Annotated in this window: 21 protein-coding genes and 1 tRNA gene; 6 read left to right on the forward strand and 16 right to left on the reverse strand. The window is 54.0% G+C overall.

The genetic code is table 11. The features are described from left to right. Nucleotides 1-22 precede the first annotated feature (22 nt). The 9 genes from purH to HNR45_RS03940 all read right to left on the reverse strand — a co-directional run bounded on the left by purH (nucleotide 23) and on the right by HNR45_RS03940 (nucleotide 8,378). A complete protein-coding gene (purH, locus tag HNR45_RS03900) occupies nucleotides 23-1,588 on the reverse strand; it encodes a bifunctional phosphoribosylaminoimidazolecarboxamide formyltransferase/IMP cyclohydrolase (RefSeq protein ID WP_159822708.1) in 1,566 nt (521 codons plus the stop codon). Between the two features lie 2 nt (nucleotides 1,589-1,590). Beyond that, nucleotides 1,591-2,211, reverse strand: coding sequence for a phosphoribosylglycinamide formyltransferase (purN, locus tag HNR45_RS03905; protein ID WP_159822710.1), 621 nt, complete (start codon nucleotides 2,209-2,211; stop codon nucleotides 1,591-1,593). Nucleotide 2,212: 1 nt separating this feature from the next. Then, nucleotides 2,213-3,259, reverse strand: a complete 1,047-nt coding sequence (gene purM, locus HNR45_RS03910; RefSeq protein WP_159822712.1) for a phosphoribosylformylglycinamidine cyclo-ligase — start codon at nucleotides 3,257-3,259, stop codon at nucleotides 2,213-2,215. Next, complete coding sequence (gene purF, locus HNR45_RS03915) at nucleotides 3,250-4,656, reverse strand: amidophosphoribosyltransferase (protein ID WP_159822714.1); 1,407 nt, start codon at nucleotides 4,654-4,656, stop codon at nucleotides 3,250-3,252. The genes purM and purF overlap by 10 nt, the downstream gene beginning before the upstream one ends. Next, nucleotides 4,656-5,375 carry a phosphoribosylaminoimidazolesuccinocarboxamide synthase gene (purC, locus tag HNR45_RS03920; RefSeq protein ID WP_024048058.1) on the reverse strand — a complete coding sequence of 240 codons (720 nt, stop codon included), beginning with the start codon at nucleotides 5,373-5,375 and terminating at the stop codon, nucleotides 4,656-4,658. The genes purF and purC overlap by 1 nt, the downstream gene beginning before the upstream one ends. Before the next feature lie 48 nt (nucleotides 5,376-5,423). After that, complete coding sequence (gene purE / locus HNR45_RS03925; RefSeq protein WP_075939216.1) at nucleotides 5,424-5,906, reverse strand: 5-(carboxyamino)imidazole ribonucleotide mutase; 483 nt, start codon at nucleotides 5,904-5,906, stop codon at nucleotides 5,424-5,426. 9 nt (nucleotides 5,907-5,915) lie between these two features. Beyond that, nucleotides 5,916-7,289, reverse strand: a complete 1,374-nt coding sequence (locus tag HNR45_RS03930; protein ID WP_159822716.1) for an NCS2 family permease — start codon at nucleotides 7,287-7,289, stop codon at nucleotides 5,916-5,918. A 115-nt stretch (nucleotides 7,290-7,404) separates the two neighbouring features. Continuing rightward, entirely contained in the window at nucleotides 7,405-7,998 is a 594-nt protein-coding gene (locus tag HNR45_RS03935) for an LOG family protein (RefSeq protein WP_200841494.1), read from the reverse strand. Next, on the reverse strand, nucleotides 7,995-8,378 hold the full coding sequence (locus HNR45_RS03940) for a Rid family detoxifying hydrolase (RefSeq protein ID WP_024048054.1): 384 nt from the start codon (nucleotides 8,376-8,378) through the stop codon (nucleotides 7,995-7,997). Before HNR45_RS03940 ends, HNR45_RS03935 begins: the two co-directional genes overlap by 4 nt. Nucleotides 8,379-8,658: 280 nt before the next feature. Between HNR45_RS03940 and HNR45_RS03945 the strand changes: the two genes are divergently transcribed. Further along, entirely contained in the window at nucleotides 8,659-9,288 is a 630-nt protein-coding gene (locus tag HNR45_RS03945; RefSeq protein ID WP_024048053.1) for a TetR/AcrR family transcriptional regulator, read from the forward strand. Nucleotides 9,289-9,337: 49 nt separating this feature from the next. On the opposite strand, the gene ileS is transcribed toward HNR45_RS03945, so the two are convergent. From ileS to HNR45_RS03975, 6 genes are all read right to left on the reverse strand, one after another. After that, the gene (gene ileS / locus HNR45_RS03950) at nucleotides 9,338-12,145 is read right to left on the reverse strand and encodes an isoleucine--tRNA ligase (RefSeq protein WP_159822718.1); all 2,808 of its coding nucleotides are present in this window, start codon (nucleotides 12,143-12,145) and stop codon (nucleotides 9,338-9,340) included. Nucleotides 12,146-12,488: 343 nt separating this feature from the next. Further along, nucleotides 12,489-14,021, reverse strand: coding sequence for a hypothetical protein (locus HNR45_RS03955; protein ID WP_159822720.1), 1,533 nt, complete (start codon nucleotides 14,019-14,021; stop codon nucleotides 12,489-12,491). Nucleotides 14,022-14,408: 387 nt separating this feature from the next. Continuing rightward, the gene (locus HNR45_RS03960; protein ID WP_159822722.1) at nucleotides 14,409-14,750 is read right to left on the reverse strand and encodes a hypothetical protein; all 342 of its coding nucleotides are present in this window, start codon (nucleotides 14,748-14,750) and stop codon (nucleotides 14,409-14,411) included. Between the two features lie 89 nt (nucleotides 14,751-14,839). After that, nucleotides 14,840-15,433: a hypothetical protein gene (locus HNR45_RS03965; protein ID WP_159822724.1), complete on the reverse strand. Its 594-nt coding sequence runs from the start codon at nucleotides 15,431-15,433 to the stop codon at nucleotides 14,840-14,842. 112 nt (nucleotides 15,434-15,545) lie between these two features. Continuing rightward, nucleotides 15,546-15,821 (reverse strand): hypothetical protein, encoded by a 276-nt coding sequence (locus HNR45_RS03970; RefSeq protein WP_034437050.1) that lies wholly within the window; start codon nucleotides 15,819-15,821, stop codon nucleotides 15,546-15,548. 199 nt (nucleotides 15,822-16,020) lie between these two features. Continuing rightward, nucleotides 16,021-17,280, reverse strand: coding sequence for a hypothetical protein (locus tag HNR45_RS03975; protein WP_159822725.1), 1,260 nt, complete (start codon nucleotides 17,278-17,280; stop codon nucleotides 16,021-16,023). Nucleotides 17,281-17,572: 292 nt separating this feature from the next. On the opposite strand from HNR45_RS03975, the gene HNR45_RS03980 reads away from it, so the two are divergent. From HNR45_RS03980 to HNR45_RS03995, 4 genes are all read left to right on the forward strand, one after another. After that, nucleotides 17,573-18,145 (forward strand): xanthine phosphoribosyltransferase, encoded by a 573-nt coding sequence (locus HNR45_RS03980; protein ID WP_159822726.1) that lies wholly within the window; start codon nucleotides 17,573-17,575, stop codon nucleotides 18,143-18,145. Between the two features lie 72 nt (nucleotides 18,146-18,217). Further along, a complete protein-coding gene (trhA, locus tag HNR45_RS03985; protein WP_159822727.1) occupies nucleotides 18,218-18,868 on the forward strand; it encodes a PAQR family membrane homeostasis protein TrhA in 651 nt (216 codons plus the stop codon). After that, nucleotides 18,865-19,335, forward strand: coding sequence for a tRNA adenosine(34) deaminase TadA (gene tadA / locus HNR45_RS03990; protein WP_159822728.1), 471 nt, complete (start codon nucleotides 18,865-18,867; stop codon nucleotides 19,333-19,335). The genes trhA and tadA overlap by 4 nt, the downstream gene beginning before the upstream one ends. A gap of 101 nt (nucleotides 19,336-19,436) precedes the next feature. Beyond that, nucleotides 19,437-19,528 (forward strand) — tRNA-Ser (locus HNR45_RS03995). Nucleotides 19,529-19,650: 122 nt separating this feature from the next. Here HNR45_RS03995 and HNR45_RS04000 read toward each other — a convergent pair. Continuing rightward, a complete protein-coding gene (locus HNR45_RS04000; RefSeq protein ID WP_024048287.1) occupies nucleotides 19,651-19,932 on the reverse strand; it encodes a stage VI sporulation protein F in 282 nt (93 codons plus the stop codon). Between the two features lie 183 nt (nucleotides 19,933-20,115). Here HNR45_RS04000 and HNR45_RS04005 point away from each other — a divergent pair, with 183 nt between their 5' ends. Beyond that, a complete protein-coding gene (locus tag HNR45_RS04005; RefSeq protein ID WP_024048286.1) occupies nucleotides 20,116-20,571 on the forward strand; it encodes a hypothetical protein in 456 nt (151 codons plus the stop codon). Nucleotides 20,572-20,615 lie beyond the last annotated feature (44 nt).

Genomic DNA, 20,615 nt, shown 5'->3' on the forward strand with positions numbered 1-20,615 from the left:
GCTCCTTATATTTGTGTTCGTATCAGCCGTGTCGGAAATGCCGCGTACCCGTGCAAACCATTGCGATACCAGCAGCATCCGCCGCCGCAATAGATTCCTGATCGCGAATGGATCCGCCCGGTTGAATGATCGCCGTGATGCCGGCTTGCGCCGCCGTTTCCACGGTATCACCGAACGGGAAAAACGCATCGGAAGCAAGCACCGCGCCTTTTGCCTTCGCGCCTGCCTGTTCCAAGGCGATCTTCGCCGCGCCGACACGATTCATCTGTCCCGCGCCAATCCCGAGCGTCGCTTTCGCGTCGGTCACGACAATCGCATTCGATTTGACATGACGCACGACCGCCCAAGCGAGACGCAGGGCTTGCATTTCTTCCGCCGTCGGTTGCCGCTTGGTAACGACCTGCCATGTCGCTTCGTCGTCCTGACGGTCATCGGCGTCTTGCAACAAAAGGCCGCCGGAAATGTGTTTCAGCTGCCAATCGCCTTCCTGCGGAGCATCGGCTTCCAATAAGCGAATATTTTTCTTTTCCGATAACAATGCCAACGCGTCGGGGCTGAACTTCGGCGCGATGACGACTTCAAAAAAGATCGGACGCATTTTTTCCGCGGCCGCCAGATCCACTTCACGATTGCAAGCGACAATGCCGCCGTACGCGGAAACATCATCCGCGGCAAACGCCCGCGTAAAGGCTTCGGCCATATCTTCGCCGACGGCAAAACCGCACGGATTCGTATGTTTTATAATAGCACAACTCGGCGTTGTAAGGGAACACGCAAGCTGCCAAGCCGCTTCCGTATCGACCAAGTTATTATAGGAAAGTTCTTTGCCGTGAAGCTGCTTGGCGTTGGCTACGCCGCCTTTGCTGCCGGGCGTCCGGTAAAACGCCGCCTGCTGATGCGGATTTTCACCGTAACGCAGATCCATGACCTTTTCCATATGCAGCTCAAATTGCTGCGGAAATGCCGATTCTGACGTTTTTGCCGGCGTCTCGGTCGATTCTTCGTCCGGTGACTGCGCCGCCAAATATTGCGCGATTTTCGCATCGTACGCCGCGGTATGCGCAAACGCGGCCTGCGCCAATCCGAACCGATAGTGATCACTGACCGTACCTTCACTGACATGTTCCGCCAGATCCTCGTACTGCGCGGGGCTGGTGACGACAAGCACATCGCGCCAGTTTTTGGCCGCCGCGCGAATCATCGACGGCCCGCCGATATCGATCTGTTCGATCGCGTCCGCCAATGTCACGCCGGGCTTGGCGATCGTTTCCGCAAACGGATACAAATTGACGACGACAATATCGATCGGCGTAATGCCGTGCTGCGCCAGCGCCTCCATATGATCCGGATGATCGCGCCGCGCCAGGATCCCGGCATGCACCATGGGGTGCAGCGTTTTGACGCGACCGTCGAGCATTTCGGGAAATTGCGTGACCGTTTCGACCGGAGTCACTTCCACTCCCGCCTTTTGCAACGCGGCCAATGTTCCTCCCGTGGAAATTAATTCATACCCCGCCCCTGAAAGTTGCTGCGCAAGTTTCACAATCCCCGTTTTATCGGAGACACTCAGTAAAGCCCGTCTGGCCATAGTCACTCCTCCCCCGACGCCATACGCCGTACCACTTTCCGTTTCACTATGCAAAGTTCATCACGGCATAACGCCGCCATCGCCTCTACATAGGTCGGATGTTCTACTGTTAAAATACGTTCGGCAAGCGATGTTTCGTCATCACTTGCAAATACCGGTACCACCGTCTGCATAATAATCGGACCGCTGTCCATGCCCGCGTCGACAAAATGCACGGTGCAACCGCTCACTTTAACGCCGGCATCAATCGCCTGACGTTGCGCATGCAATCCGGGGAATGACGGTAAAAGCGCCGGATGAATATTGACGATCCGCCCCTCGTACACCGCTAAAATCGGCGCGCCGACAATCCGCATATAGCCCGCCAGGCAAATATAATCGGGCGCATACGGGCGCAGCATTTCCACGACCGCGTTTTCGTAAGCGGCTTTATCCGCAAATTCCCGCGGCGCAAACGCGTGGCAATCGACGCCCGCCGCCCGCGCCATCGCAAGCGCGGGGGCGTCGGGGTGATCGCTGAACAAAACGACCGGCCGCGCCTCGATCAAACCGCTGCGGCACGCGTCGATCAGCGCCCGGGCATTCGAGCCGCGCCCGGACGCGAAGATAGCTAACTTTTTCATACTACACACCGCTGACGACGACTTCGCCGTCCGTTGTGACTTCCCCTACGCGATACGCGGTTTCGCCGCGATCCGCCAAGTTTTGCAAGGTTTTTTCCGCGTCTTCGGGCGCGACGATGACGAGCATGCCGAGGCCCATGTTAAACGTGCGGTACATCTCATGCTGCGAGACATTGCCCCAGGACGCAAGCGAGCTGAAAACCGGCGGCACCGGATAACTCGTGCCGTCAATATGCGCGCCCAAACCTTTCGGCAACACGCGCGGAATATTATCGTAAAATCCGCCGCCGGTAATATGCACCATGCCTTTGACATCGACCGCGTCCAAAAGCGGCAAAATCGCTTTCGGATACAAGCGCGTCGGCGTGAGCAATTCCTCACCGAGCGAACGTTCCAAACCCGGATAGACTTGGTCCAATTGGAGCTCTTCACGTGAAATAATGCGCCGCACGAGCGAATAACCGTTCGAATGCACGCCGCTCGACGGCAAACCGATAATAACATCGCCCGCCGCAATGCGTTCACCGGTGATGATTTTTTCACGATCGACGAGACCGACGGCGAATCCCGCCAGGTCATAATCGCCCGGCGCGTAGAAGCCGGCCATTTCTGCCGTTTCCCCACCCAAAAGCGCGCAGCCGGATTCCTGACAGGCCGCCGCGACACCTTTCACAATGGTTGCGATCTGTTCGGGAACGAGTTCACCGGTCGCAATATAGTCGAGGAAGAAAAGCGGACGCGCGCCCTGCACGAGCACGTCATTCACGCACATCGCCACGCAGTCCTGCCCGATCGTGGTATGTTCGCCGCGATCAATGGCTAACCGCAACTTGGTGCCGACACCATCCGTACCGGCCACCAGCACCGGTTCTTTCATGGCAATCGCCCCCAGCGAAAAAAGTCCGCCGAAACCGCCGACATCACCCAACACTCCATCGGTATAGGTCGCCTTCACGGCATCTTTCATCAGTTCCACCGCCCGATTTCCGGCGTCAATATTGACGCCGGCGGCGGCATACGTCAGTGCTTCCCGTTCGTTTACGGACATACTTCCTCCTGTTCCGGGATCGGTCCCCGATAATCGCCGTCAAAGCAGGCAAAGCAAAGATCCTCTTTACGCAAACCCGCAATCGCTTTGGCCAAACCTTCCTGCGACAGGAAATGCAATCGGTCGGCGCCGATATGTTCGCGAATTTCTTCCACCGTATGCGTGACCGCGATCAGCTGGTTCCGCTCCGAAGTATCGATGCCGAAATAGCAAGGATATTCCACCGTCGGTGAAGAAACGCAAAGCGCGATTTCTTTGGCGCCCGCGTTGCGCAGTAAATTAATAATAATCCCGCTCGTCGTGCCGCGCACAATCGAGTCGTCGATTAAAACGACGCGTTTGCCGGCGACGTTATTGATGACCGGGTTAAGTTTCATTTTGACGGAACGTTCCCGCATGGCCTGCGTCGGCTGAATAAAGGTGCGTCCCATGTAGCGGTTTTTAATCAGGCCTTCCGCGTAGGGAATGCCTGACGCGCGCGCATAGCCGATCGCCGCGACGTTGCCGGAGTCCGGCACGCTCATGACGATATCGCCCGTGAAGCCGCATTCTTCCCATAACCGGGCCCCCATGTTGAGGCGCGCATCGTACACGCTTTCCCCGTCCAAAACCGAATCGGGGCGCGCGAAATACACGTATTCAAACGAGCAGCGCGCTTGCCGGCGCTTGCTTTGCGGCGTGACAAGAGAGCTGAAATGCGGACCGTCGGCGGCGATACGCACGATTTGTCCCGGCGCGATGTCGCGGACGAATTTCGCGCCGACCGAATCCAGCGCGCAAGTTTCGGACGCCAAGACCCAGCCGGTATCCGTAGCCCCGAGGCACAACGGACGATAGCCTTGCGGATCGCGTACGCCGTACAGTTCCGTCGCCGTCGCGACCACTAAGCAGTACGCGCCGTCGATTTGCTGACACACATCTTGCAAACGTTCCGTGACATCTTTGCCCACGGAGCGCGCGAGTAAATTGACAATGACTTCCGTGTCCATCGTCGTGCGAAATGTCGTGCCGAGTTTAATTTGTTTTTCCCGCAACAAGCGCGCGTTCACAAGGTTGCCGTTATGCGCGATCGCAACCGGACCGAGGTCCGTTTCCACCTGCAACGGCTGCACGTTTTCTTTAATGCTGGCGCCGGTCGTGGAGTAACGCACATGACCGATCGCGATTTTGCCGTTATCCGCCGGCAAATCCCGGAACACTTCCGTGACCAGACCCATGCCCGCCTGCGTCGTCATCGTTTGGCCGTCGGCGACCGTGATCCCGGCACTTTCCTGACCGCGATGCTGCAACGCAAACAAACCGTAGTAGGCGGACAGGGGCACCGAGGTGTCGGGGTCATAGATCCCGAACACCCCGCACTCTTCCTCAATGCGGTCCCAGATAGAGTCGTACGCCATCAGTTTTCTTTTCCTGTCAAGCGGCGCAGCATTTCATGATACGCCTCTTCCACATTACCGAGATCGCGACGGAAACGATCTTTGTCGAGTTTTTCCAAGGTGTTGGCATCCCAGAAACGGCAGGTGTCCGGAGAGATTTCATCGCCGAGCAGAATGTTGCCTTTCGTGTCTTTGCCGAATTCCAATTTGAAGTCGACCAAAATAACTTCCTTTTCCGCCAGGAATTTTTTCAGAACATCATTGACTTTGAACGCGAGTTTCGTGATGGTGTCCAAGTCTTCCTGCGACGCGATGTTGAGCGCGCGAATGTGGTACGTGTTGATCAGCGGATCGTCGAGATCATCATCTTTCAGGCAGAATTCAATCGTCGGGAAAGCGAGTTCTTCGCCTTCTTCGCGGCCGTAACGTTTCGCCATCGAGCCGGCGCAGCGGTTGCGGATAATGACTTCCAACGGAACGATCGAAAGTTTTTTGACGCGCTGTTCACGATCATCCAAGCGTTCGATAAAATGCGTCGGCACACCGTTTTTCGCCAAAAGATCAAAGAAAAAAGTCGTAATCTTATTATTTAATACGCCTTTGTCGGTAATGGTGCCTTTTTTCGCGCCGTTGAATGCCGTCGCGTCGTCTTTATAACGAACGATAACTTCGTCGTCGCGATCCGTTTTGAATACCTGTTTCGCTTTGCCTTCGTACATCATTTCCAATTTTTCCATCATGACCCTCTTTCTCCGTCGTTCGGCGGAATCAATAAATGACCGTTCTGATTATAATTCAGCTTGCAGTTTCTGATCTTTCTTTTCCACTTTTTCGGCCTGTTCTTTGCGATAATCGGCAAATTGCCGCGCGAGTTTTTCATCGCTTGCCGCGCCGATTTGGATCGCGAGCAGCGCCGCGTTTTTCGCGCCGCCGATGGCCACCGTCGCTACCGGCATGCCGCTCGGCATCTGCACAATGGCCAGCAACGCATCAAGCCCGCCTAAGCTGGCCGCCAACGGTACGCCGATCACGGGGCGGCAGGTCAAGCTTGCCACTACCCCCGGTAAATGCGCGGCCGCGCCCGCGCCCGCGATAAAGCAGGTCGCACCGGCCGCTTCTTCATCATGCACAAATTGCGCCAATTTTTCCGGCGTGCGATGCGCCGACGCAATCGCTACACGATGTTCGACACCGAATTCTTTCAGGATGTTGACAGCGCCCTGCATAACTTTCCAATCGGAGTCGCTGCCCATAACTACCGCTACTCTCATAGATCCTCCTTATTCGCTTAAAAAGACATAGCGAGCTACAATGAGCACCGCCAAGACATAGACGATCGGATGAACTTCCCGCGCTTTGCCCGTCACTATTTTCATCAACGGATAGGCGACCAGACCGGCCGAAATACCGTTGGCAATGCTGTACGTAAACGGCATCATGACAATGGTCAAAAACGCCGGGAATACTTCCGTAAAATCGGAAAAATCAATTTGCTGCACGCCTTCGAGCATCAATGCGCCGACCAAAATCAGCGCCGGACTCGTCGCTACATCCGGAATCAAAAGCATGACCGGTGTTAAGAATAAACTGATAATAAATAAAATGCCGCAAGTGACCGCGGTCAGACCAGTGCGTCCGCCCGCGCCGACGCCGGCCGCGCTTTCGACGAACGCCGTGACCGTGCTCGCGCCCAAAAGCGAACCGAGCGATACGCCGCACGCATCGACAAATAACGCCTTGCCCATGCCGGGGAAGCGTCCCGTTTTCGGATCGACGAGACCCGCTTTCGTCGCCGTGCCGATCATCGTGCCCATCGAGTCAAACAGTTCCACAAAGGTAAACGTAAAGATGATCGTAATCAGACCCATGTGAACCGCGCCTAAAATATCCAACTGGAAGACCGCGTTATTGCTGAAATCCGGCAACATGAACGGCGTGAAGTTCGGCGGCAACTGCGCCACTCCCGTCGCGTACGCGACTACCGTCGTCGTCAAAATGCCGATCAAAATCGAACCGTTAATCCCGCGGCCCATTAAAAGCGCGGTAAACAAAAGTCCGAACACCGTCACCAAGTGGCGCGGATTATCCAGCGCGCCCAGTGTAAATAATGTATCATTCGTCGTCGCGACCGTATGTCCGGCGCCGGCCACCGCCGCCGCCAGCGTATCCGGTGAAAGCGATAAGACGACTGTCATCAGGCCGCTCATTTTCAAACCGATAATCGTGATGAAAAGACCGATCCCGACGGTAATCGCCGCTTTCAAACCGTTGGGGATGCCTTCAATAATCATTTGCCGCACATGCGTGAGCGTCAATACCAAGAAGACGAGTCCGGAAATAAAAACGGCGCCCAATGCGGTTTGCCAAGGCACGCCCATGCCCAGCACCACGGTAAACGCATAAAAGGCGATCAAGCCGACGCCCGGCGCCAAACAAATCGGGTAATTTACGAACAATCCCATCGCGATCGTAATGATGCCCGACGCGAGACAAGTCGCGATCAGCACCGCGTTTTTATCCATCCCCGCCGCACCCATGACGCTCGGTGCCACAAAGAGGATGTACGCCATAGTGATGAACGTCGTAATCCCCGCCATGATCTCCGTCTTGACATCCGTATTGCGCTCTGTCAGCGCAAACAATTTCTCCAGCATAATTCCCTGCTTTCCGCCGCATTCACAGCTATAATTTCGAGGCTAAATCCTTACTTTATTGTACAAAGCCGAGCGAATAATGTCAACGAAAAATCAGAATGTGAACTTAGATTTTCTATTTATCGTTCTCTATGTTCCGAACATTTTTATTATTTTTCCATTGTGCCGCGATCGTTTCCAAATCATCGCTGATGGTTAAAATAGATTGTTCATCCGCCGGCAAAAAGCCCGACTGCAGCACGCGCTCGAAAAGTTGCGCCGCGCCGTCGTAAAAACCGCCGACATTGTACATGGAAACGCTGCCGTCAACCAGCGCCAAATGTCGCCACGAAAGCACTTCATAAATTTCTTCCAGCGTGCCGACACCGCCGGGCAGCGCCACAAAATGATCCCCGAGCTCGATCATGCGCGCTTTGCGCTCGTGCATCGTGGAAACGATTTCAAGCCGATCCAAGCCGCGATGCGCCTGCTCTTTATCGACCAGAAAACGCGGCATGATGCCCCAGGTTTTGCCGCCCGCCGCCATGACGCTGTCGGCGACAACGCCCATCAGGCCGATTTTGCCGCCGCCAAAAACGAGCGTCGCGCCGAGCTCGCCGATGCGCGTTCCCAAAGCGACCGCCGCGTCACGGTACATGGCCTCATTACCGAAGCGCGAACCGCAATACACAACAATTTTCAAAGTGTTTTTCAGATCTGCCGCGGTCATTGGGCGCCCTCATCATACGCGATGACATCGACAACGACGGCGCCGCCTTTCGGCAGTGCGGAAACTTCCACGCAAGTGCGCGCCGGCTTGGTCGCTCCGAAAAATTCCGCGTACGCTTCGTTGAGCGTTTGAAACCCGCCCATGTCGGTAATATAAAGCGTTACTTTGACAATATCTTCTTTTGAAAGTCCGGCCGCCTCCAAAATCGCCGCCGCATTGGTAAGCGCCTGCACGAGTTGCGCGACCGCATCGTTTGGCAGTTCGCCCGTGGCGGGATCCAATCCCAACTGACCCGACACATAGCACCAGCCGTTCGCCGTTTTCCCCTGTACATACGGGCCGACTGCCGCCGGCGCCTGATCGGTAATAATATTCGCCATATTGATTTCCTCCTTAATGTTCATCTGAGTATGTTTCTATTCGTATCATAGCGGAAACGCCGACGAGCTGCAAACGCGCTTGACAGCCTTCCGACCGTCGGCTATAATTTTTTTGCTTTATCCGTCGAAAGTTGCAGTAAGATTAACGCTTTGCTAAAATACATGTAAACAAATGATCGTTATAAACGCTGATTTTTCACTGCATTTCATTTTCTCATTTCGTTGTTCATGAGTTACGGCCAGTTGATTTTTTACGGACAGCCGTGTGAGGAGACGTATTATGAATCGCAAATTAACAGGCAAAGGCTTACGAGTTCGCGACCGTATGATCCAGGAGACCGCGCGCATTATCCGCGAACAGGGCTTTAAGCAAGCGACCGTCCGCGCCATTTCCGAACGCGCCGGCGTGAATATCGCTTCGATCCGCTACTATTTCGGTTCGAAAGATGAATTAATCGGCGCGGCCATTGACTATTTGATGGACAATTTCGAAAATATTGTTCACTACTTGGAAAAAGGGGACGTCGCTCCGGAAGATCGATTATTTTCGTTTATGCGCAATTACTTCCGCTTAGCGAATATTCACCCGGCGCTGTACCGCTCGATTTCGTATTCGCCGACCGAAGACCATCAGAATACGTATTTCATCTACACCAACTTACTGCATGACCGTTGCTGGGATCCGATTCTGCGGACGATTTCCGAATACACCGGCGTGCGTGATCAAGCGCTTTTGCAAATCAAAACGCTCCAGCTTTTCGCGTCCCTCGAGTATCCGCTGATCCTCCATTCCAATCGATCCGAAGGACCGGGCCTCGCCTACATTTACCCGAACCATTTGGATGATTACATTCGCGTACTGATCGCCTCTCTGAAAACGGTTCAAAACATTTCGGCGGGCAAAAAATAAAACACAATCAACCGGCAAAAAACACCTCGCTTGGCGAGGTGTTTTTTATTTATTCCTGAACGGATTCTTCGGCAAGCACGCGAGCGCAACGCGCGCATACGGTCGGATGCTCCGCCGAGTCCCCGACGGTTTCGCTGTGGATCCAGCAACGTTCACATTTCGGGGCCGTTGATTTTTGAATTTCACAAATAAGATCCGGCGTCGTTTCGGCTTTCATGCCGGCAGCGCCTGCCGTGCCTTCAACGACTTCGACTTCCGAAACGATGGCGAGTGCCGCGAGGTCGTCGACGATCCGCATCAGTTCGTCATACGTTTCGCCGGCGGCGTGCAGGACGACTTTGGCATCGAGCGGATGACCGATGACTTTATCTTGGCGCGCCGCTTCCAGCGCTTTTAAGATATCCGTGCGCAAGGTGAGACGTTTTTCCCAGCGTTGACCGAGTTCGGCATCGCGATGTTCCGCCGCCGCTTCCGGCCAATCGGTCAGGTGCACGCTTTCCGCTTTAGCGTCGACCGCCGGCATCGCCTGCCAAATTTCTTCGGCGGTGAAGCTCAGTACCGGCGCGATCAGGCGCACGAGCGTTTGCAGGATTTGATAAAGCACTGTCTGCGCGGCGCGACGCGTCACGGAGGTCGCCGTTTCCGCGTACAGACGATCTTTGACGATGTCGAGATACATCGCGGAGAGATCGACCGTGCAATAGTTATGAATGACGTGGTACATCACATGGAATTCATAGTTCTCATACGCCTGCGTCACTTTTTCACGCACTTCTTCCAAACGCAAAAGCGCCCAGCGATCGATTTCTTCCAGTTGTTCATACGCCACGTCGTCGACACCCGGTCGGAAATCGCTCAGGTTACCGAGCAGGAAACGGAACGTGTTACGGATTTTGCGATACACATCGCTCATCTGCTTGACGATTTTCGGCGACAAGCGCACATCGCTCTGGTAGTCCGCGCTGGATACCCAAAGACGCATCACGTCCGCGCCGAATTGGTTGATGATTTCCTGCGGCGCCACCGTATTGCCGAGCGACTTACTCATCTTGCGGCCTTCGCCGTCCATCGTAAAGCCGTGCGTCAAGACTGTTTTATACGGCGCGTGTCCGTTGACGGCGACCGACGTCAGCAAAGACGACTGGAACCAGCCGCGATGCTGGTCACTGCCTTCAAGGTACATCGAGGCCGGGTACAACTCCGAATCCTCCTGTTCGAGCACGCCGCTCCAAGTCGATCCGGAATCGAACCACACGTCCATGATGTTCGATTCTTTGGTAAACTCATGACCGCCGCAATGCGGACAGGCAAAATTTTCCGGCAACAGATCTTTCGCCTCGTATTTCCACCAGGCGTCTGTGCCTTCTTCCCGCACTTTGGCGCGAACGGTCGCCATCGTTTCATCGGTGATGACGGCTTCATGGCAATCGTTGCAATAGAAAATCGGAATCGGCACGCCCCAAACGCGTTGGCGCGAGATGCACCAGTCCTGGCGATCGGCGACCATGTTGTAGAGGCGTTCCCGGCCCCAGCTCGGGATAAATTCCGTATCGTTGACGGCTTTTAACGCGTCGTCGCGGAAATCATCGACAGAGGCGAACCATTGTTCCGTCGCCCGATAGATCACCGGATTTTTACTGCGCCAGCAGTGGGCGAATTGGTGATGCAACGTGCTCTTGCCGAGAAGCTTGCCGGCATGCGCGAGTTTTTTGATGACCGCCACATCGGCGCCGTCCAAAACATTTAAGCCGGCGAGATCTTCGCCCGCCTCGGCGGTAAGGTTGCCCTTGTCGTCAACCGGCGAGAGAATGTCCAAGCCGTACTTTTTGCCGACTTCAAAGTCTTCGACACCGTGGCCCGGCGCGGTGTGGACGCAACCCGTGCCGGCGTCAAGCGTGACGTGCTCACCCAAGATCACGGACGACGTGCGTTCGAGGAACGGATGATGGAAGACCATGCCTTCCAGTTCCTGTCCCTTCTTCGGTTCGCTGACCACTTCGTAGTCGGCGATTTTGCACGCACCCAGCGCGGATTCCACCAGATCCTGCGCCATCAGGTAGTACTCTTCTCCCGCCTTGATCCAGACGTAGTCAATTTCCGGATGCATGGCGATCGCCATATTGGCCGGCAAGGTCCACGGCGTCGTCGTCCAAATGACGCAGAACGCATTGTCTTCGTTCGCGCCTTCCGGCAGGAATCCGCGCGCGTCGATCAGCGGGAATTTGACGAAGATCGAAAACGATTTTTTATCCGCGTATTCGATTTCCGCTTCCGCCAGCGCCGTTTCACACACCGGACACCAGTACACGGTTTTGCGGCCTTTATAAATGTAACCTTTTTTCGCCATCTCACCGAATACGGCGAGTTCACGATCTTCCAATTTCGGATCGAACGTCAAATACGGACGATCCCAATCGCCCATGACGCCGAAACGAATGAAGTCTTTCTTTTGAATTTCGATAAATTCTTTCGCGTAGGCGAGACATTTAGCGCGCAATTCCAACGGCGACATTTCCGCGCGATTGAGACCCGTGTTTTTGATGACGGCGTGTTCAATCGGCAAGCCGTGCGTATCCCAGCCCGGACGATACGGCGTGTAGTAGCCGCGCATCGTTTTGTATTTCATGATGATATCTTTCAGCGTTTTATTCATCGCGTGACCGATGTGCAGGTAGCCGTTGGCGTACGGCGGGCCGTCATGCAACACGAATGACTCCGCGCCTTCCCGTTGCGCTAACCGTTTTTTATAAATATCATGTTCCTGCCAAAAATCCAGCCATTGCGGTTCCCGTTTCGGCAAGTTGCCACGCATCGGAAATTCCGTTTGCGGCAAATGTAATGTTTTCCCGTAATCCATAGCGTCCTCCCTGTAATAAAAAAACGCCTCATCCCTAAGGGACGAGAACGTTGTTTCCCGCGGTACCACCCTACTGGTCATTGCTGACCGCTCAAGCGCGATAACGGTGCGACCGGCGAACACTTGCGGCATTCGCGACTCCCGAGTGATCCGCACCTATCGCATCCGCTCGGCTTCCACCGCCCCGAGCTCTCTATGGTCTGCTGATATATGCCGTCTCGTTCATTGTCTTCTGTCAAAAATAGGTTTAAACCATTATACGCAAAAAAAAGAACAGCGTCAAGAAATTCCCCAGCCGCGCAAAATAAAAAGCGACCTCACAAGAGGCCGCTTTTTTCATTCCTTATTTACCGTAATTTTTATCGGCTTTGACTTCGATGCGGAATGCGTTTTCTCCCAGGGATACGCGATCGACATCATATACATCTTCGCCGTATTTCTGATCGAGGTAGTATTCCACCGCGTTTTCCGCCTGATCGGAAAGCGAATCGGGGGTCGCGCCATACGTGTATTTACCGAGAATTTCCGTGATCGCCGCGCGGTCTTCCGCCGGCAACGCTTTCGTGTAATCCATCAGTTCCAGGACCGTATGATCTTTGACGGCGGCCGGTTGTTCCGCCGCTACCTGCCGTTCGATAAAACTCGAACCCATGCGAATTTCCATCCGATACGCATTCGTTTCCAAACGATTAACGGCGGCTTTGTACGTTTCCTCACCGTACGTTTGGTTCAAATAGTGTTGCACTTCATTGCGAGCTTTTTCCACAAGGTTAGCCGCCGTGTCGCCGGCGACATACTGATTCAGGATATGCGTAATGTTATTACGGTCAGTGTCGGTCATTTGGCTCGTGAAGTCCGTCAATTCATATACGAATGCGGCGGCCGGCGCGGTCGGTTGCGCCGGAGCGACTGCCGCGCCCGGCGATTTATAATGATCGTCAGCTTTGATCTGTACATCATATGCGCCGTTTTCCAGTTTCTTCACGTCGACATCATAGAAGTCGTTGCCGTATTTCTGATCCAGGTAATGCTCAACGGCATCTTCCGCACGTTTCGCCAAATTAGCGGCGCTGTCACCGTACGTATAGTTGCCGAGAATCGCCGTGATCTGTTCACGATCAGCCGCGGCCATTTCCTTCGTGAAGTCCGTCAGCTGCAAAACGATGCTCGCCGTGGCCGGTGCTACGTTCGATTGCGCCGGAGCGACTGCCGCGCCCGGCGATTTATAATGATCGTCAGCTTTGATCTGAACGTCGTAAGCGCCGTCTTCCAGTTTCTTCACGTCGACATCATAGAAGTCTTCGCCGTATTTCTGACCCAAGTAATGTTCAACGGCGTCTTCCGCACGTTCCGCCAAGTTAGCGGCGCTGTCACCGTACGTATAGTTGCCGAGAATCGCCGTGATCTGTTCACGATCGGCCGCGGCCATTTCCTTCGTGAAGTCCGTCAACTGCAAGACGATACCGCCGTCAGCCAATACGGTCGACGCGGGCACTGCAGCCGGTTCCGTCGGAGCGGGCGCTACGGTCGGTTGTGCCGGAGCCGGTTGAGCCGGAACCTGGTTAGCATCTTTGGTAACGTAAATATTCATGTGGTGGTCACTCACATCTTTATCCGTATAAACAAAGTATTGACCTTCCCCATATTTTTGGTTCAAGAAATTCTGAATATCAGCTACCGCCTGATCCACCGCGCCTTCACTGACGCCGCGTCCCAAGTAGGGTACCGCAAGATCACCGGTGTGTTGCTTATCTTCTACGGTCAGCGTCTTGCTCTGGTCACGGAGATAATACATATCAACATCGTAATAGTTCGTCGCCATGGCGCTTGCGCCTATGGCCGCCAATACGGTTAATGCTAACGCTGTTTTTCTCATCTTCCAGCCTCCTTTGGCAATGTCTGTCACTGTAATATAAAACTTTCAGCTGATCGCAGGGACGATCAATTGCAAACAACGGACAGACTTCTGCTGCTCACATTAATACATTGTATACTTTTATTATACATTTTTGTACAAAAATCGTCAAATATTCACTCTTGTTGAGCTATTTTTGACTCAAAAATAAATTAAAGAAAATTTGCGCAGACGAGTTTTCCGATATCCGACGCGCCAGTCGGAACACTCCCGGAATATCATTTTGACCGGAAGCATTGGCGTAAAAATGTTTTACTTTTAGCCGAGGACCTGATCTATTTTTACAGATAAACAAGTCGCAAAATGCGGCACAAAAAAACAGCTCCTTGCGGAGCCGTTTTTTATTTGTTATTGCTGTTCTTTCGCAGCCTTTGTATTCAGACGATGCTTCAAGTAGTTACGCCCGACCATCACCCGATACTGAGCCTTGCCGTTATCCGACGTGACGAATACGACTTCAAATACATGCTCGCCGTATTTCTGCGCCAAATATTTCGCCGCCGCTTCACAAGCCTCTTGCGGCCGGTAGCCTTCAAAATAGCCACGCAACTCTTTCTGATCCTGCGCGCTCAGACGTTTCGTGCAGTCCACGAACACGCCGCGCGAATCGGGTTGCGGCGGTACAATTTGCGCGTCGTAAGCGCCGTTAAAATAGTTGGCATCGGCTTGCATGTACTGGCCCATGCGCACGCCGTACTCATTGTAGTAGGCGCGACCGTCGGTGTAACCGTTCGGCGTTTCACCGGCTTGGCGCGGCGGTACGCCTTTCGCCGCCGGAATTACTTGTTTTTTTCGGAGTTCTCCTGCTTTTTTTCCGGCGCTACCTGCGGCGGCATGTTCGGATACATATCTTTGTTTTCCGCCATCTTGTCCGTCATCGGGCGGGCGTCCGGATCGAAGTAACGAGCGTCCGCCTGCATGTATTGGCCCATGCGTACGCCGTGTTCATTGTAATACGCCTGACCGTCGGTATAACCGTTCATGGTTTGACCGGGGGCATACGGCTGTACGCCTTTTGCCATCGGTTTTACTTCCGGTTTTACTTCCTCTTTAACGTTCTTGTCTTGTTTTTCTTGCGGCGCTACCTGCGGCGGCACGTTCGGATAAAGATCTTTGTTTTCCGCCATCTTGTCCGTCATCGGTCTGGCATCCGGATCAAAGTAACGAGCGTCCGCCTGCATGTACTGGCCCATGCGTACGCCGTGTTCATTGTAATACGCCTGACCGTCGGTATAACCGTTCATGGTTTGCCCTGCGGCATACGGTTGTACGCCTTGCGCCGCCGGCGTAACCTGTGCCGGAGCGTTGTCCGCGGCCAATACGCTGCCGCTGATTGCTGCCAATGCAGCCATTGCGAGTAATGTCTTTTTCATCTTGCTGCCTCCTTTGTTCGTCTGTCGCTGGAATAAAATTCTTTCGACTGATCGCCAATGCGATCCATTTTCCAAGAACCGGACAGACCTTCTACTTCTTTCATTAATCGAACTAACGAGCGTTCGCCTGCATGTATTGGCCCATGCGCACGCAGTGTTCATTGTAATACGCCTGACCGTCGGTGTAACCGTGCATGTATTTACCCATGCGCACGCAGTGTTCATTGTAATACGCCTGACCGTCGGTATAACCGTTGATGGTCTGACCCGCGGCACACGGGTGTACCCCTTGCGCGACCGGCGTAGCCGGTACCTGAGCGTTGGCCGCGGCCAATACGCTGCCGCTGATTGCTGCCAATGCAGCCATTGCGAGTAATGTCTTTTTCATCTTGCTGCCTCCTTTGTACGTCTGTCAGTGGAATAAAATTTCGTTTCGGCGGACCGCCAACGCGATCCATTTTCCAACAACTGGACAGACCTCCTGCTACTTTCATTATACGTTTCGTACCAAAAAGCGTCAAATATTCCTTCCGTTAAAAGCAAACATATCGTTTTCAAGCGACCGCTTAGCACCGGCCTTTTTCCGTTCAGTCGTCCGCGCGACCGCGTCCCGGCCATCCGTCGACGCCTTCCAGGATATCCCAAATGATTCGACCGACACCGTCTTCCAACCATTCCGGGCGACGGTCGTCCGCACGATCACTTGCGATTTCGATGCGATAGACATGCGCATTCACGCGTTCGTAACTGACGTCGTAGGCCCGATAGCCGTACGCACGTTCCAAGTAACGTTCCACATCGGCCGCCGCGTGCTGCGCCAGCCGCTCCGCATCCCGACCTGTCGCGTAGCTGTCCAAGATGCGACGAATTTCACTGCGATCGCGATTTGTCAAATCCGACGTGCGATCGCGCAATTCAAAAATGACATCGACTTTCTGCCGATCGCCTTGTTTGGCTTTCACATCAATACGGAATTCGAAGCGATTTTTATGCCCGGTCTGCACGCGCACCACATCGACATCGAAACGATCGCGGCCGTACGTTTGGTCCAGGTATTCTGCGACGGCCTGTTTAGCCGCTGCGGCATAACGGCGCGCGAAGCGGTCTTCATTGGCGCCCGTCCTCAGACCGTCGGTCGCGTCCTGAATACGTTCCGCGATGAGCCATTGATCGCGGTGCGTCAATTGGCCGGAGAAATCACGCAAATTATAGTTGGCAGAGAAGTAATATTCCCGCTGCGTGTCTTGGTAGTTTTTGTCGCCCCGCACGATGACCCGATACGCATTGCTCGAGAGCCACTTCGTTTCCACGCGGTAGTGGCGGCTGCCATAAGCGCGATCCAAATAATGCTGGACGGATTGACGCGCCTGTTCCGCAAGTTTTGCGGTCGTGTCGCCGGCCGTGTAGCGACCGAGCAAACCGCGAATGTCGGAACGCTGCGTTTCCGTCAGCGAATTCGTTTCATCTTCAAATTCAAGAATCATGTACGCGGGCGCGTTCTGATCTTTCGCATGCGCACGCCGGTTATCATCGTAACGTACATACAGATCCAATCGACCCGAGCGCGTCCGATCCGCCGCAGCGACGTCATACACATCGCGACCGTAAGCGGAATCCAGATACCTTTCGAGCTCGTCTTCCAAACGATTCATATCGCGTTCGGAAATGCGACCGCCCGCATACGGACGCGCCGCGCGGTTCAAGTGCACGCGGTCACGGACCGACAGGCTGCCCGTCTGATCGACTACGGAAAACGCACGGACATCATAGTAATCCGCGGCAAACGCGCTGCCCGCGACGCAAAGAAGCGTCAACATCGATACTAATGTTTTTTTCGTTCGTTTCATCAAAGTCCCTCCTCACCGGGAATACGGTCTCACAGGATCGTCACCATTGGGAAACGTACTTGTACTTGTCTTTGTCTATATTTTAGCACTCTTTGGTAAAAACCTCGCAAAGACGCGCCATTTTTGAGCCTTTTCTAATGTTTAAAACGCACTTCATCCTTTTGTTTCCAGACTTCTTTGTCATGTCAGGCGCCGACAACTTGACGGACTTTTTTTATTTTGTGATAATTTAAATTAATATCCTGTCACGTGTAGTCAGCACGCGTCACCAACGTAGCGAAAAGAGGTCAGCATGAACCAGTTAGAAACAAAAATTCAAACCGAAGGGCGCATCATTGATAACCGCATTTTGAAGGTCGACAGCTTCATCAATCAGCAACTCGATCCCGATATCTATCGGGAAATCGGCGTGCGCATGGCGGCGCAGTTCGCGCAAAGCAATATCACGCGCATTTTGACGATCGAAGCCAGCGGCATCGCGGTGGCGCTCGCGACCGCGTACGAATTGCATTGTCCCGTCGTCTTCGCCAGAAAGCAAAAGCAAAGCGCGTTCAGCGATGAACTCTATGTGACGAAAATTCATTCGTACACGAAAAACACCGATTACCATGTGACCGTCTCCAAAGAATTTTTACCCGCCGGAGAATCGGTGCTGATTGTCGATGATTTTCTCGCGCGCGGGGAAGCGAGCTTCGGCCTGGCGCGCCTGGTCGAGTCCTCCGGCTCCAAGGTCGCCGGCATCGGCATCGTAATCGAAAAAAGCTTTCAGCCGGGCGGCCGACTGCTGCGCGAGGCCGGTTACGATTTACATTCGCTCGTAAAAATTAAAGCCTTTACGAATAACCAAGTCGTTTTTGACGAGTAACGATGGTGCCGACAGCGCCTCGCTGGCGGCAGCATATACCTTCGGAAGGCACAGTTTTTGGCGGAGGTTTCCATGACACGTGAACTTCGCGCGGAAATCGGTAATATTGTCACTCATGCGCTCGGCATCATCATAAGTATTATCGCGCTCGGACTCGGCGTTTGGTCGCTTTGGCAGTTCCACGCCGCACCGCTTGCGCACGCCGCACTTTGGGTGTACGGTCTGTGCGCGATCCTGTTGTACACCGCCAGCACCGTGTATCACAGTTTATTCGCCGCGCCGTTGGCTCGCAAAGTGGCACGACGCTTTGACCATGCCGCGATTTATCTGATGATCGCCGGCTCGTACACGCCGTTTTTGTGGATCGCGCTGCATAACCGCGGCGGTTTTACCTGGAGTATTGTCATTTGGGGGATCGCCATCGTCGGGATCGTTTTCAAAGTCTTTTACGCGGGGCGTTTCAAAACGATCTCCACGCTTTTATACCTGGCGATGGGCTGGCTCGCCGTCGTCATGTGGCCGGATCTGACCGCGACCCTGCCGCCCGCCGCGATTCATTTATTGCTCGCCGGCGGCGTCGTCTATACATTGGGAAGTATTTTTTATCTCTGGCAAAAGCTTCCTTACCAGCACGTTATCTGGCACGTCTGCGTGTTGGCGGGAAGCATCCTGCAGTGGCTTGCCATTCAGTTGTATGTACTGCCTTTGGGAGGACTGCTTTGAGCGACGAACAGTTTATGCGTCAAGCGCTGGCGCTCGCGGATCGCGCCGCCGCCGTCGGAGAAATCCCCATCGGCGCGATTGTCGTGTGTGACGGCAAGGTGGTCGGCAGCGGTTACAACTTGCGCGAATCCATTCCCGACGCCACCGCGCACGCGGAAATGATCGCGCTGCGGGAAGCTTGCAAAAACTTGCAACGCTGGCGGCTTTCCGACTGCACGCTCTACGTCACGATTGAACCGTGTCCGATGTGCGCCGGCGCGATCGTCAACAGCCGCATCAAGCGGCTTGTCTACGGCGCCGCCGACAGCAAAGCGGGCGGTGTTGAAAGCATCTTTCGCATTGCGGATCATGACGCGCTTAACCACCAAGTCGAAATTCGCGCCGGCGTGTTGGAAGATGAATGCCGGCAAAAAATGAAAGATTTCTTCCGCGCCCGCCGCGCCGCCAAAAGCGCTGACGCCAAATGAAAGCGCGGCCGTATTACGCTGCCATGAAACAAAAATTGACTTGATTCTTACCGTTATGGTAAAATATTTTTATCGTTTGGTGCAGATGTGCCGAACGATAGGGAGAGGTGTCCGAGCTGGCCGAAGGAGCCTGACTCGAAATCAGGTAGGCGGCAACCCCGTCTCGTGGGTTCAAATCCCACCCTCTCCGCCATGAAGATACGCGCGACGATGTCGCGCTTTTTTCATTTATAAAAATGAGCACACAAAAACGCACGGCCGCGGCCGTGCGTTTTTCAGGGGGGGTACTGCTGAGCAAATTATAAGCCCTTTCCTTTAGGGCAAAAAGTCTTTTAACTTGTTCAAAGTCTCGTTGTTACCGAGTGCGGCGCCAAGTTGCTGTCCCGATGTGATAACCATTTGCGTCATTTCCTGCGTCTGTTCTTCCGTGAGCGGCGCGCCGGTTACTTTCGCGCCGACCGTTTCAACCAGGGAACGAACTTGCGCTTCGTAATCCGCCTGATTGATTTCGCCGGCTTTAAAACGGCGATACAGGTCCTGTACCTTTTCCATATCGATTTGCTCGGTCAGTTGACGCAACATTTCCATTTTCTCCATACGTTTCACTCCTTTGTGTGAACCGCCGCCACCGGCGCCGCGTCCGGGCGACAAATAATACAGATCACGCGGCTTCACTTGTATTATACCACCGGCAGACAGCTCGCACCGGAACTTGCCGTTTCATACGGGTAAGGTTACAATAAAGAAAAAGCAAATTTTCATAGCCAAAAAGGAGATATTATGCGTCATTTTTCAAAATGGACGGGCGTAGTGCTGGCGGCGCTGCTTTGGGTCGGTGCAAGCGCGCAAGCGGCAAATGAGCCCTGGCAGGGAAATCCCGAATATCCTTTCGTTGTTGCCCATGATAACGTGGTCGTCTATCAGGACAACGCGTCACTGAAATTTTTGCAATTCACGCCGGAAGGCGTGATGTGGCGCATCGACCTGGTGACGGTTTTACCGGTGACCGATCCGAACTCGATTGCGCGTGTCGATCGGATTTGGTATCGCAAAATGAATAATGAGCCGCTGGATCGCGTCTACGTCAAACTCAAAGAAGATGCCCCTTGGGGCCGACTCGATCTCGCCAATACCGACGCGTACAATTTATTGCTGCGCGAAGGTTTTCTTGCCAGCTGGGATTTGGTGTACGGCTATCCGTATCCGATTCCGCGCGCCGTGTTGGACAATAAATAAAGGGGAACGCATTACCAAGTCAGAGTAAAAAATTATCTTTTCAG

Origin of the sequence: Negativicoccus succinicivorans (assembly GCF_014207605.1) — a bacterium.
Classification (GTDB): domain Bacteria; phylum Bacillota; class Negativicutes; order Veillonellales; family Negativicoccaceae; genus Negativicoccus; species Negativicoccus succinicivorans.